We start from the raw sequence: 14,062 nt of genomic DNA, 5'->3' as shown, positions 1-14,062 counted from the left end.
TCTGTTAATAACTAATACCCCTTAAGTATTATTCACAAACAAAAAATTTTAACTTTGTTTCCATGCAATTAGAACACTACATAAGCGATTTATTATACCGTTACGAATGTGTGGCTGTACCTAACTTTGGTGCTTTTTTGTCACAGCGCATTAGTGCCACCGTTCACGAGTCTACCAATGCGTTTTATCCGCCAAAGAAGAGCTTAGCTTTTAACGAGCAAATACAAACAAATGATGGTTTGTTAGCCCGTTACATTGCAGATGTTGAAAACATTTCTTTTGAAACGGCTACAGAAAAAATTGCAAAACGTGTGAAATCGTTAAAATCCCATTTAATTGAAGGCGAAACTTTAGCTTTTGAAAACATTGGCGATTTAAAGCTAAATAGCGAAGGAAAAATAGCGTTTTCGCCCTCGTATCATTTAAATTATTTAACGGATGCTTTTGGGTTATCACAATTGGTTTCACCGGCTGTGACTCGTGAAGTTTATAAGCAAGAAGTTGAAGCCATTGAAAAGGTTATCCCAATTACTGTAACAGCCGAAAAACGTAAGACGAAACATTATCTTAAATATGCCGCCGTTGCTTTCATCGCTTTAACTTTAAGTGGTTTCGTGGTAAGCCATTACCATATGAATGACATCGCTGCTCAAAACGAAGTGGCTCAGGAAGAAGCAAGTGCTCAGCTAGACTCAAAAATCCAAGAAGCGACTTTTATTATTAGTAACCCATTGCCTTCAGCAACTTTAAAGGTCACAAAACAAACTGGCAACTATCATATCGTGGCTGGTGCCTTTAGAGTAGAAGCCAATTCTGATAAAAAAGTAGAACAACTTAAAGCCGAAGGTTTTAAAGCTAGAAAAATTGGTGTGAACAGATATGGTTTACATCAAGTCGCATATGCTACTTACGAAGATCGCTTTGAAGCGCTAAGCGCACTTAATGCCGTGCGTAAAACGAGTAATAGTGACGCTTGGTTATTAGTTAAACAACTCGATTAATTCTTTTCTTAACGTACTTAAATAATTTCCCTATAAGCCATAAGCTTTAGGTTATTTTACAGTTAATTATATCTAAAATTTAAGGCTGAAAATCTAAATCGGCTTACCTTTGCATCTTTAAAAGATTCTCACCTTCACGGGAATCACAACCTTCCCCATGTCCATGGGAACAAAAAATGGAAACAAAAAATAAAAATTTTGATGGAAGCAAAGACACCTAAAGAATCAAGAACAATCATGACCGACATGGTTTTACCAGGTGAAACCAACCCAATCAACAACCTTTTTGGAGGCGAATTATTGGCCAGAATGGATCGCGCTGCTGGTATTAGTGCCCGTCGTCATTCGCGTCGTATTGTAGTGACTGCTTCTGTTAATCATGTGGCTTTTAACCGTGCCATTCCCTTGGGAAGTGTTGTTACTGTTGACGCAAAGGTTTCTCGTGCTTTTAAAAGCTCTATGGAAATCTATATTGATGTTTGGATTGAAGATAGAGAATCTGGTATTAAAGATAAAGCAAATGAAGCCATTTATACTTTTGTCGCTGTAGATGAAACCGGAAGACCTGTACATGTACCAGAGTTAAAACCTGAAACAGCTTTAGAAATCACACGTTTTGAAGGTGCGCTAAGACGTAAACAACTTAGTTTAGTTTTGGCTGGAAAAATGAAACCCAATGATGCTACAGAGTTAAAAGCATTGTTTGACTAAAACAACATTTATTCATAAGGGCCCTGCTTTCTCAGGAATGCTACATCTTATAAATCCAAGACGTTGGGTTTTGTGTATGACTGTCTTTATAAATACTAAAGTTTAACACCGTCTCTCCAGTGGATGGATTGGTAAACACTTCTCCAATATCCTGTTTTGTAGTCACTTTATCTCCAGCTTTCACATATAATTTACCAACATTTCTATAGGCTGTAATGTAATTACCGTGTTTAATTAATACAATAGGATTACTACGTTTTGGCTGTATAATGCGCCATACTTCACCATTAAAAACGGCTCTTATTTTTGCATTCTTTTCGGTCGCAATTCTAACACCATTACTATTTATGGTTACCGATGGGTCAATGGGCGAGGGCTGCTTTCCATAGCGCAACTTTACGACCCCCTTTTCTACCGGCCATGGCAATTTGCCTTTACTGCCTAAAAAGTCATTAGCGAGTGCCTTAGCCTCTGCTGTTAAAGCAAATCCTTTAGCACTTACCCGCTTTGTTTTGGGAGCAGCTTCATTCGATTTTGCGATAGCATCACGGATAATTTTATCTATTTCATTATCAATTCTGGAGACTTCCTTCTCTTTGGCTTTTACCTGTGCACTGTATTTGTTTAAGTTCTTTCTAATAGAACTCATGATTTCTTCGTGTTCTTTGCGCTCACGCTCTAGAGTTCTTTGCGCAACCTTATTTTCGGCTATAAGTTTGCTCTTTTTTTCTTTTTGCGCTAATAATTCCAAATTTGCCTCTTGTAACTCTTTTGTTTTTTCTTTAATCGTTTCGCCTTGTTGTTTTTGGTAATCTGCATATTGATTTAAATACTGAATGCGTTTATAGGCTTGTTTGAAGTTAGAAGATGACAATAAAAACATTACCCGATTTTGTTTGTTTTTATTCTTATAGGATTTCTCAAGCATTTTACCGTAATTCACTTTTAACAGGGTTAACTCATCACGATTGGACGTAATTTCCTTTTGATTGGTATTAATTTCACGCGTCAACAAATTGGCTTGTTGATTGGTCACTTTAATTAAATTCTCTCTTACGGCAAGCTTGTGGTTTAGGTCTTCAATTAAGGACACTTCAGATTTTTGTTTGGATTTGTTAGACGCCAGTAGTGTATTAATTTTCTTAATTTCATTTCGTAATTCTACACGTCTTGCCTCCAATTCCTTTTGTTTTCCGCTTTGCGAAAAACTACTTGTTGTACTTAATACTACTAAGCAAAATAAAAAATATGTAAGGTGTTTATGCATTAATCGAGTTTAATTTCGTCGTATCCTGAAGGAATTCTAAACGGAAAACGAAACGCTTCGTTTAATTCTACCGATTTGTATTCCAGGTTTATTCGTAATTCTTCGTCTTTTTCAACCGCTAAAATAGCAATCTGTTCTGGTAGTATTTGTGTTTCTACTTTTTGATATTTTAAATAGTCTACCTGCAATATACGCCTGTCTTCAAGTTGCGATATTTGCTGCGAATCTAGTTTAAAATGTGCAGGGTTAAAAAGAAAAAACAGCTCATAAACAGCTAATTGCTTTTTAGGCTGTAACATATAAGATTTGTCGAATACATCACTTTTGTATTCTTTAGCATCAACCTCTAAAACAGCTTCTCCTAGAAGCATGTTTTGTACTTTATTATAATCTAATTCAGTGCCTAAAAGCTTACTTAAATAACTAAAGTCACCGTCAAAATAAGTGCCATCCAACTTATTATAAAAAGCTACTCTGGTTGGTGTTATTAATGCTTTAACAACAGAAATTGGTGTAGAAGACAATAAAATTTGCTTGTCTCTTTCTATTCTTAAATTTACAGTGTAACTTTTAGACTTATTCGTTTCTTCAATCTCTATTTTTACACGGGACGCTAATGTATTAAATTTAGACTTCCCATTATTAATTTCTTTTACTAACTGCTTAGTTGAAATATTTTTATTTAAAGCGCCAGTATTTGTAACTGTTTTTGCTGATTTACAGCCAGACAGGAACATAGCAAGAAATAGTATTGAATATATTGAAATAGGTTTCGCTCTCATTTAGTTTGGAAGTTCTAGCCTTTTAGCTTTATCACTAAACGTCTTTGCCTTAGTTAAATTGTTTAAGCTCGTGTAGGCTTTAGCTAGTTGTTTGTAAAAATCGGCTTCCATTTTATTATCCTCAATAATATAATCTAAACCTGCTTCTAAGTTTTCTACAGCCTCTTGTGGGCGATCTAACCGATTTAGAGCAACACCGTTAATGAGGTATAAAACAGGTTGAGAAGGATGCTTTTCTAAATTCTCTTCACTTTTTTGCTGTGCTTCTGCGTATTGTTCCAAATCAATATGGAGTAATAGAATATTTCTTAATATCCCGAAATTTTCGGTTTCCAGGGCTTCCGCCTTTAAATAATACTTAATCGCTTTGCTTTTGTCGCCCTTTGCAAGATAGTATTGTGCAATCTCAACAAATGTTTTGCCGTCTGTAGCATTTTCAGAAACTAACGTGGTAATTTCTACCAAATCTGTTTCATATTGTGGATTTTTATCTACAAAATTTACAAAATCTGCCAGTACTTTTATTTTGGCCTCTGGTTTAATAATTCTACTATTTAATACCACTTTCATTGATTCAATAGCCTTTTCTGAATCCTCGTCATCTAAATAAAACTTATACAACGCTAGGTGTACTAACTGAGATTCTGGGTTAATTTCAACAAGCTTTACAGCTGTTTCAAATGCCTTTTTTTTGTCTCCATTTTCACTATATCTAAAGATTAGCGCCAGGTAATTTTTTTCTGCATCTGGATTTTCATCCACGCGATCTTCAAGATTTCTTATCTGCTCTTTCTTTCTACCCGTGACATTATAAATTTGATTACGCAAACGATCCCTTATGTCTGAAACGCCCAATTCTTCATCTAATTCATCTAATACCTTTAAAGCATCTTTATATTTTTTTGTACGCACATACAGTGCCGCCAAATCCTCTTTGTAGTCCGGATGATGTTTTACCAACTGCTTGATGGTCTTTATCGCTTTATCAAAATCTTTTTGTTGTGAATAGGTTTCATACAATTCGTCTAAGTACCATTCATTTTCTGGCTCTTTACTTACGGCTTCTTTAAGTGCATCTTCAGCTTCGCCGAAATTCTTTAGAATGTTGTAATTTTTTCCTAGTTCGAAATATAAAATAGATTCTGAGTCGTCAATTTCAATCGCTTTTTGAAGTGATGTGATTGCTTTGTCATAGTTTTCAATTGCTTTTTGCTTTAACGCCTCATAAAATAACTCTTGAAATTCATCTGAAACATTTCCCAAATCATCATCTGGCACAGCGTTGAAATCTACCTGTGCATAATTATGCTGCGGGATGAATAGCATTCCGAAAATAAAAATAAAGAGATATCGTTGTTTTTTCATAGTTTTCTTCCTTGAAATAGGAAGTCTTAAAATGGTTGTTTGAGATAAATTAATCAAATTTTATTCCAAAACCGAATAATCACCTATACTAATTTTCGTGAATTTTCCATCGTACTTTACATGGTTACCAATCATTGCTTCCTCTAAATTAGCATTTTTTATCTGAGTATTATTCTGAATTAGGCTATTTTTAACGGATGTGTTCTCGATCACACAGTTATTTCCAATGGAAACATTAGGTCCTATTGTGGCATTTTTTAACAGGACATTTTCACCAATATAGCAGGGCGCAATAATTTTAGAGTTTTCATTTTTAACTGATGCGGCTACTAATTGTTCTTCGCCGTCTGCTTCTAAAAATCCTAACATGCGTTGATTTGTTTCTAAAGTGACCGCTTTGTTCCCGCAATCCATCCATTCGGCAACCTCGCCTGTTTTAAAAACGTTCCCTTTGGCCATCATGCCTTTAATCCCATCATTAATCTGGTATTCACCGCCATGAATAATGTTATCATCCAACACTTTTTGTAACTCCTCTTTTAATACCGAAACGTCTTTAAAATAGTAAATGCCTATAACGGCTAAATCACTAACAAATTGCGCTGGTTTCTCTACCAATTCAACAATTTCCTGCTGGTCGTTTAGTTCCACTACTCCATAGGCTTCAGGTTGGTCAACTTGTTTTACCCAAATAACAGCATCTGCCTCTGGGTCTAAATTAAAGTCGGCACGAATTAAAGTATCTGCATAAGCAATAACCGCTGGGCCTGAAAGCGAGTCTTTCGCACACATAATGGCATGACCCGTGCCTAATGGTTGGTCTTGTCTGTAAATAGAAGCTTTAGCTCCTAAACTTTTTGCTAAGTCCTGCAAACTTGACACCACATCATCACCAAACCAAGCTGGATCTCCTAAAACGAAAGCAATTTCTTCAATAGGCTCATTTAAAATCTTGGCAATATCTTTAACCAAACGGTGCACGATGGGTTGACCAGCAACAGGAATTAATGGTTTTGGGACTGTTAAACTGTGTGGGCGCAGTCGAGAACCTCGGCCTGCCATTGGTACTATTATCTTCATATTGTTGCCTGCAAAAGCAGGTGTCTTTTATAGGTTTGTTTCTTTATTCTCTTAATATTTAGTCTTGCATTTTAGGTTTGTGCTTAAGTCTACTTGCCCTTGATTCAGGGCTACAAGTACAAGCTGCACTTAAGCTTTTAGACTACTATTTTAATTTCTATTCATTAACTTAGTAAACGTTTGGTGCATGTTTAAGCGCTTGTCGCTTTGGCATGAATTTGTCTATTTCACTCCTGTACTACCAAAACCGCCTTCGCCTCTATCGGTTTCAGAAAGTGTTTCTACTTCAAGCCATTCTGCTCGCTCATGTTTTGCAATGACCAATTGCGCAATACGTTCCCCATTTTCAATAGTAAAGCTTTCTGTAGATAAGTTAACCAAAATCACGCCTACCTCGCCTCTATAATCTGCATCTACCGTTCCTGGCGCATTAAGCACTGTAACGCCCTTTTTCGCAGCCAAACCACTTCTTGGTCTCACTTGTGCTTCTACGCCAATAGGCAGCTCTAAAAATAAGCCTGTGGGCACAATTTTACGCGCCATGGGTTGCAAAATGATATTTTCTGAAATGTTTGCTCTTAAATCCATACCAGCTGAAGCTATAGTCTCGTAATGCGGTAATGCGTGGTTGGATTTGTTTATTATTTTTATATTCATTCTTTAATATGCTTCAAGTGTTCTTGCTAGTTATTTTAAATTGAAATCTATATTAGCTTAATAGTGCCTAACAGGACCATTTATTTCTTTAGTAACTGTTTTAATTCTTTTTTTTCAAGTTGAAAAACTAAGGTTAAAAATACGATTAATGCTGCAACTCCAATAAAATAATTACCTCTAAAATTATAGAAATAGACCATAGAAAAAACTGTAGAAAGGCCTAAGTATAATACAATTTTTTTTAAATTATAAGGAATAGGATAATACTTCCTTCCGAAGAAAAAAGATAAAAACATCATTATGGCATAAGCCGCCAATGTTGCTATAGCAGATCCTTTAAATCCAATCTTTGGAATCAACATGTAATTTAGCACTAGCGTAATTATTGCACCTAAAACAGAAATGTAAGCTCCAAATTTAGTACGATCTGTAATTTTATACCAAACAGAGAGGTTGTGATAAATGCCTAAACATAAATAAGCTAGTAATAAAATAGGCACAATCCACATGGCCTCCCAATAAGCTTCGTCTCCTATAAATATAACTTTTAAAACATCTGCAAAAACGACCACAACTAATAAAATTACAGAGCCACAAATAACGAAGAACTCTAAAATCTTAGCATAATTTTTTTGAGGGTTTTCAGATTTTGAATGACTAAAGAAATAAGGCTCAATTCCCAATCTATATGCTGTAGCAAACAAAGTCATAAATAAAGCCAGTTTATAACATGCCGAATACATTCCCACCTGTGTTTTTCCAATATTTTCTGGCAATAATTTATCCAATAAAATACGATCAAACGTTTCATTTATTGAAAAAGCAATACCAGCAACTAATACTGGAAAAGCATAATTGAGCATCTTTTTTAACAGGAGCGAACTGAAAATATATTTGATTTTGGTATAAAAAGGAATTAATAATATAAGCGTAATTGCACTCGCTATTAGATTTGCAATAAATATATAATTGATTTCAAAATTAGGCTGATATATACTTTCAAAAATTGAAATGTTTGTTGCTAAACCTTTTAAATAAAGCAATAAGAATACATTTAAACCTAGATTAACTCCTACATTAACTATCTTTAAAATAGCATAGCGCATAGGTTTTTCGTTTGCTCTTAACCAAGCAAAAGGAATAATGACTAAAGCATCAAATAATAAAATCCAAATAACAAGATTTATATATTCTACTTTTAATTCAGTTAACAAAGCAATTTCATTATTAAATACAAACGCAAAAAAGAAGAATAAAAAAGAAGATATAATTAATGCTATTGTTGAAGTTCCGACAACTTTATCCTGGTTGTTTTCTTTATGGAAAAAGCGAAAAAAAGCAGTTTCCATTCCATAAGCTAAAATGACATTAAATAAAACAAAATAGGCATAGATTAAAGAGACACTTCCATAATCTGCTACAGAATCTAAAACACTTTCGTCTGTATGCAATCTAACCAGCAAAAAGCTCAACATTCTAGGAAGCACAGTCGCTAAACCATAAATAAATGTTTGTTTAAAAAGAGATTTAAATCCGCTCAACGTTGGTGTATAATAATTGCTCTAAATGTATTGATTTTGTAAGACCTAAAAAAGTTTCAGCTTAGGGTAAATTTTCTTGTTCACCACGATTTGGTGGTGCACTTGGATATTCTACTCTGGGTTTTTCGATTATATTCTCAATTTTGTAGTACTTGGTTTGGCTATTATCTTTGTAGCTAACCACACATTCATCATTTTTTAATTGAAATGGGAAATTTCCTGAAAGGCCTGTGGCTGTATTACCATATTCACCGTTAGGTTCATTAGTCATTTTAATGTCTTTTTGCTGATTAGCAGGTGTTGAAAACCGCCCAACATAAAGTCTATCATCTGTTTTGGTTTCCAATTTAGCCACTTTACCTCTAAAATAAACGCTATCCAATTTAATATGACCTAGCGCAGTTTCCTCTACAGGAATGAATATGTTAATTCCAGAACCGCCGCCTTCTATTCCTGCAACCCATTCCTGATAATAGACTTTTCCAAAAGTAATAGGTGCCTTTTCCTGTAATTCTTTGGAACTAGAACACTGTGAAAAACTTGCCACAACAAAAAGAATTAAGAATACAAATAAAGCTGTTTTAAATAATTTCATTTTTAAGTCCATTTATAGTTTATAAAGATACTAAATCAAAGCCTATTCCATAAAAAAGCCTCATTCCATTTGAATAAGGCTTTTAAAGCTTTTATGTGCTTAATTAATTTAAGATTAATTCCCCTAAAGCGTTTCCTTCTTTATTACCACCATAAATTAAATAAGTGTTTGAACTCTTACTGTATTTAGTTGCTGGTCTCACTACAATTTGCTTTTTTTCAAACGCTGTAGGATCTGTTCTTGTTAAGGCCCCTGTTTCTGAATTAAACGAAAAGGCAACCGGGATCATTTTATTAACGTTTCTTACCTTTTTAACATCGTCCATTACAGTAATCCCTATATTTTTAGGATCATCATTAACGACCACTGTTAATTGACCGTTGTGATAAATAGGAATTGCACTTAAAAATTCTGGTCCATTCCCTAATACGGCTAAAGGAAAATACAAGCCTGCAGATACGGAAACACCTCCTGAACCTCCTAAAAACGACAAAGAAAAGCCAAGTTCGGAAACGGTTACTTGTTGTTCTTTTGGTATTACATTACTCCAATCTAAGGTGCCGTCTTTCTTTAACGCAGTAACAATAATTTCGTTTGTAATATAGGTATAAGGTGTAATAGTTAACGGACCAAAACCAGCATTTTTCCCTTCAACAACCAAATTGTATTCTGATAGTACGATTACGCCACCATTGTCTCTTTCTACAAACGCTATGTTCCTATAAAAAGGCTTCAAGTCTTTTCCTTTTTTAGCTCTTCTTTCTCCTATAAGTTGCTTCTTAACATCAAAAGTAAAGGGGTTAAAGGTTTTCTTAATGACTTCTCCAGTGCCATAGTTAAAGGTGACGTCGTAAATGCCTTCTACTGTAGCCTCTGCTTTTCCACTTTTCTTAATATCTGAATAAAAACCAATCACATGTAAGGTGTTATCTTTAGTTTCCATTAAGTTACAATTTAAAGCACGCTTACCAGATAAGCTCACATTGGTAACTTGTTTTTGATAGTCCTTTTTTGACAAATAAGAATGTATGGTAATATTATTAACGCTTGTTTTCTTTTTTTTGTCTCTATAACTTTCTGTTGTAGCGATTAACACATCACCGTGTTCGTTAACCTGAACATCCGAAAAATCAAATAATTGTCTGTTTTTTTCTTCAAATACAATCTCGTAAGTATCATTTAAAACAGCTGTTAAATTATCATCTAATAATGTTACGGAGTACTTTAACTGTTCTTTTTTAGAGTTTATACCAACATGTGCAATGAGGTAATTAAATTCATCATAAGAGGTTGTAAATACAAAACTACCTTGTTTTCTTTTGCTCTCTACAGGAACCGATAATACATTTGTTGTTTTTACAATTTTATTATCCTTAATTTCTTTAGCTAAAAAATTATTTGTTTTCTCTTTCTTATCATAATAAGATAACATTAAAAAAACTTTTTCGCCTACAATCGTTAAATCTTCAATTTGCAGTTTATTACCATTAATTTTATCGAATTCTAATAAAGCACTCGTTTTAAAGGCTTTGTTTGACGCATCAAACGTTTGTAAGAAGAAGTCTTTTTTCTTTCTGGCTAAGGCATAGATAATATTGTCCTTTTCACCAGCGATTTGAATAACGTCTCCATCTTTAGACACTATCGTTTCTCCAAAATTAAGATCAATATTGCCCACTTGTAATTGAGCCGACACGGCTGAACAAATTAACAATAGTAGTAGGGGTATCATTTTTTTCATAAGTAGTTTGGGTATAAGTTTTATGTTTTTTTATAAAGGCAGCTAAAATAGCCTTTTTATGCTATTAAGGTGCCTTAATAAAAAAAACCTTGTTCAAATTGAACAAGGTTTCTATAAATTAAGTTTTAAATTTCTTTAAATAAGGAAAATAAAATTAGTTATTCAATGCTTCCGCACCTCCAACAATCTCAAGGATTTCGTTAGTAATAGCTGCTTGACGCGCTTTATTATACGTTAGTTTCAATTGATCCCTCAACTCAGTTGCATTGTCTGTTGCCTTGTGCATTGCCGTCATACGTGCGCCGTGCTCGCTAGCAAAACTATCTCTTATTCCTTTAAATAATTGTGTTTTTAAAGACTTCGGAATTAACTGCTCTACAATTTCCAATTTTGATGGCTCAAAAATATAGTCTGCATTGACGTTAACAGCGCCTTCCATAGGTACAATTGGCAAAAACTGTTCAGTCATTACGATTTGTGTGGCTGCATTTTTGAACTTGTTGTAAACAATTTCAATTTTATCATACTTTCCTTCAACAAACATGTCCATAATACGTTCTGCTACATGCGCCACGTTATCGAATGTTAGGTCATCAAAAAGTTCACTGTAATTTCCAATAACAATATTTCGTTTAGCGAAAGCATCATTACCTTTTTTTCCTATCGCAAGGATAGACACGTTTTTACCCGCATAAACAGTATTTAATAAATGCTGCGTTTGCTTGATAATATTAGAATTAAATGCTCCTGCTAAACCTCTATTTGAAGTAATAGGAACAATCAACACGTTTTTTACCTGGCGCTGTTCTGAAAATTTACTTCCAGAATCATCATCTAAAGTCGCGCTTAAACTCTGTAAAAGCTCAGATAATTTATCTGAATACGGTCGCATTGCTGTAATAGCATCTTGTGCTTTCTTTAACTTAGCAGCAGACACCATTTTCATGGCACTGGTAATCTGCATGGTTGAAGATACCGATGATATTCTATTACGTATTTCTTTTAAGTTTGCCATTTCTTCCTATTCTAAATCCCTTCTTCTTCGACTGCGCTATGCACAATTATGGAAAGGACTTTTTAAAATGTTATACTTTATAAACGCTCAGTTTCTCTCCCTTTACTTCGGAGAGCTTAAGAGCATATTATGCTCTGTATTTAGCCGAAAGCTCTTTTGCTACATTCGATAAGGTATCAGTCACCTCATCCGTTAATTTTCCAGCTTTTAAAGTGTCTAATACATCTCTGTGTTTTGCATTTAAAAACTCTAAATAGTCACGCTCAAATTCTTTTACTTTTTCAACAGGAACATCTCTTAATAAGTTTTTAGAACCCGCATAAATAATTGCGACTTGATCTTCAACTTTAAAAGGATCATTTTGTGCCTGCTTTAAAATCTCAACGTTACGCTTCCCTTTTTCAATCACGTTTAAAGTTACTGCATCTAAATCTGAACCAAACTTAGCAAACGCTTCTAATTCACGATACTGTGCTTGATCTAGTTTTAAAGTACCAGCTACTTTTTTCATGGACTTAATTTGTGCGTTACCACCAACACGAGATACCGAAATACCTACGTTAATTGCCGGGCGTACACCAGAGTTAAATAAATCTCCATCTAAGAAAATTTGTCCATCCGTAATTGAAATTACGTTTGTTGGTATATAAGCCGAAACGTCACCTGCTTGTGTTTCAATAATTGGTAATGCCGTTAAAGAACCACCACCTTTTACGATTGGCTTTAATGAATCTGGTAAGTCATTCATTTCTTTAGCAATGGCATCATTATTAATGATTTTTGCAGAACGTTCTAATAATCTTGAGTGTAAGTAAAACACGTCACCTGGATACGCTTCACGTCCCGGTGGTCTTCTTAATAATAAAGAAACCTCACGGTAAGCAACTGCTTGTTTTGATAAATCATCAAATACAATTAAAGCTGGTCTCCCTGTATCTCTAAAGTATTCTCCAATAGAAGCTCCTGTAAACGGTGCGTATACTTGCATTGCAGCAGGATCTGACGCGTTAGCAGCTACTATAGTAGTATAGGCTAAAGCTCCTTTTTCTTCTAAAGTTTTAGCAATTAAAGCTACTGTAGAAGCTTTTTGGCCTACGGCAACATATATACAATATACAGGCTCACCTGCATCGTAAAATTCTTTTTGATTTAAGATAGCATCGATACAAACGGCAGTTTTACCTGTTTGTCTGTCACCAATTACCAACTCACGTTGTCCTCTACCTACTGGAATCATCGCATCAATAGCCTTAATTCCTGTTTGTAACGGCTCAGTTACAGGCTCACGATAGATAACCCCAGGTGCTTTACGCTCTAAAGGCATCTCGTAAGTTTCACCAGTTATAGGTCCTTTACCATCAATAGGATTTCCTAAAGTATCTACCACACGCCCAACAATACCTTCACCTACTTTAATAGATGCGATACGCTCTGTACGCTTTACGATAGATCCTTCTCTTACTCCTACTGAAGTTCCTAATAATACAATACCTACATTATCTTCTTCTAGGTTTAGTACAATACCTTCTAAGCCACCATCGAATTCAACTAATTCTCCATACTGAGCATTAGCTAATCCGTAAGCACGTACGATACCATCACCTACAGTTAATACTGTTCCAACCTCGTCTAGTGAAGCGCTTGCTTCAAGACCTGAAAGTTGTTGTTTTAAGATTGCTGATATTTCAGCTGGTTTTACTTCTGCCATCTTATTATTTATTTAGATATATAAATACCTTAGTTTAATGTGAATTCTCTTTTAATTTTATTTAGCTGATTTGCGATACTTGCATTGTATTGTAAATCGCCTACTCGTAAAATGAAACCTCCTAAGATGTTTTCATCTACGATATTTTCTACCGTTACCTTTTTTCCAGTTAATTCTTTAGCCTTAGCCAAAACCTTCGCTTTTAAATCATCTGTTAATGGAATCGCCGTGGTAACTGTTCCCGATTCAATACCTTTTGAAGTCGCGTACAATTCATTGAATTTTGATGCCACATCTCCAAAAATATCTATTCTCTTATTCGTAATCAACGTATCAATTACGTTACCTGTTAAGGCATTCGTGTCTTTAAAAATTGCTTGTAAAGCAGATTTTTTAATAGACGGGCTAATTACAGGACTTTGAAGCATATCGCTTAAGTCTTTATTTTCGGCAATAGTATTCGCGATTAGCTTCATATCATCATTTACAGCCTCGGCTGAATTTTGATCATTTGCTAAACTTAATACTGCTTTTGCGTAACGTATTGCTGCTCTTGCCATATTCTTGTTCTAAGTCCGTTCTACTTCGACTGCGGTCAG

General features: G+C 34.7%; 13 protein-coding genes. 2 read left to right on the top strand and 11 right to left on the bottom strand.

Translation table 11 applies throughout. From position 1 onward, the window contains the following. Window positions 1–62: 62 nt before the first annotated feature. Complete coding sequence (locus GQ46_RS10350) at window positions 63–1,001, top strand: SPOR domain-containing protein (RefSeq protein ID WP_044401470.1); 939 nt, start codon at window positions 63–65, stop codon at window positions 999–1,001. A gap of 201 nt (window positions 1,002–1,202) precedes the next feature. Further along, window positions 1,203–1,712 carry an acyl-CoA thioesterase gene (locus tag GQ46_RS10345; protein WP_044401467.1) on the top strand — a complete coding sequence of 170 codons (510 nt, stop codon included), beginning with the start codon at window positions 1,203–1,205 and terminating at the stop codon, window positions 1,710–1,712. A gap of 40 nt (window positions 1,713–1,752) precedes the next feature. Here GQ46_RS10345 and GQ46_RS10340 read toward each other — a convergent pair whose 3' ends face one another. The 11 genes from GQ46_RS10340 to atpH all read right to left on the bottom strand — a co-directional run bounded on the left by GQ46_RS10340 (window position 1,753) and on the right by atpH (window position 14,023). Beyond that, a complete protein-coding gene (locus GQ46_RS10340; protein WP_044401464.1) occupies window positions 1,753–2,979 on the bottom strand; it encodes a murein hydrolase activator EnvC in 1,227 nt (408 codons plus the stop codon). Next, on the bottom strand, window positions 2,979–3,761 hold the full coding sequence (locus GQ46_RS10335) for a DUF4292 domain-containing protein (protein WP_044401461.1): 783 nt from the start codon (window positions 3,759–3,761) through the stop codon (window positions 2,979–2,981). Before GQ46_RS10335 ends, GQ46_RS10340 begins: the two co-directional genes overlap by 1 nt. After that, window positions 3,762–5,126 (bottom strand): lipopolysaccharide assembly protein LapB, encoded by a 1,365-nt coding sequence (locus GQ46_RS10330; RefSeq protein WP_044401458.1) that lies wholly within the window; start codon window positions 5,124–5,126, stop codon window positions 3,762–3,764. It abuts the gene before it with no gap. 60 nt (window positions 5,127–5,186) lie between these two features. Beyond that, complete coding sequence (locus tag GQ46_RS10325; protein ID WP_044401455.1) at window positions 5,187–6,206, bottom strand: sugar phosphate nucleotidyltransferase; 1,020 nt, start codon at window positions 6,204–6,206, stop codon at window positions 5,187–5,189. Between the two features lie 222 nt (window positions 6,207–6,428). After that, window positions 6,429–6,863 carry a dUTP diphosphatase gene (gene dut / locus GQ46_RS10320; protein ID WP_044401452.1) on the bottom strand — a complete coding sequence of 145 codons (435 nt, stop codon included), beginning with the start codon at window positions 6,861–6,863 and terminating at the stop codon, window positions 6,429–6,431. A gap of 80 nt (window positions 6,864–6,943) precedes the next feature. Beyond that, the gene (locus tag GQ46_RS10315) at window positions 6,944–8,404 is read right to left on the bottom strand and encodes a lipopolysaccharide biosynthesis protein (protein ID WP_044401449.1); all 1,461 of its coding nucleotides are present in this window, start codon (window positions 8,402–8,404) and stop codon (window positions 6,944–6,946) included. A 61-nt stretch (window positions 8,405–8,465) separates the two neighbouring features. Continuing rightward, window positions 8,466–8,999, bottom strand: a complete 534-nt coding sequence (locus GQ46_RS10310) for a hypothetical protein (protein WP_156133182.1) — start codon at window positions 8,997–8,999, stop codon at window positions 8,466–8,468. A gap of 103 nt (window positions 9,000–9,102) precedes the next feature. Beyond that, complete coding sequence (locus tag GQ46_RS10305) at window positions 9,103–10,731, bottom strand: hypothetical protein (RefSeq protein WP_156133180.1); 1,629 nt, start codon at window positions 10,729–10,731, stop codon at window positions 9,103–9,105. Window positions 10,732–10,894: 163 nt separating this feature from the next. Then, window positions 10,895–11,755 carry an ATP synthase F1 subunit gamma gene (atpG, locus tag GQ46_RS10300; protein ID WP_044401441.1) on the bottom strand — a complete coding sequence of 287 codons (861 nt, stop codon included), beginning with the start codon at window positions 11,753–11,755 and terminating at the stop codon, window positions 10,895–10,897. 127 nt (window positions 11,756–11,882) lie between these two features. Then, on the bottom strand, window positions 11,883–13,463 hold the full coding sequence (gene atpA, locus GQ46_RS10295) for a F0F1 ATP synthase subunit alpha (protein ID WP_044401438.1): 1,581 nt from the start codon (window positions 13,461–13,463) through the stop codon (window positions 11,883–11,885). Between the two features lie 29 nt (window positions 13,464–13,492). Beyond that, complete coding sequence (gene atpH / locus GQ46_RS10290) at window positions 13,493–14,023, bottom strand: ATP synthase F1 subunit delta (protein ID WP_044401434.1); 531 nt, start codon at window positions 14,021–14,023, stop codon at window positions 13,493–13,495. Window positions 14,024–14,062: the final 39 nt, after the last annotated feature.

It is taken from the genome of Lacinutrix sp. Hel_I_90 (assembly GCF_000934685.1).
GTDB lineage: Bacteria > Bacteroidota > Bacteroidia > Flavobacteriales > Flavobacteriaceae > Lacinutrix.
The sequence above is the reverse complement of the archived record's forward strand: the minus strand, read 5'-3'. Positions and strand labels throughout refer to the sequence as shown.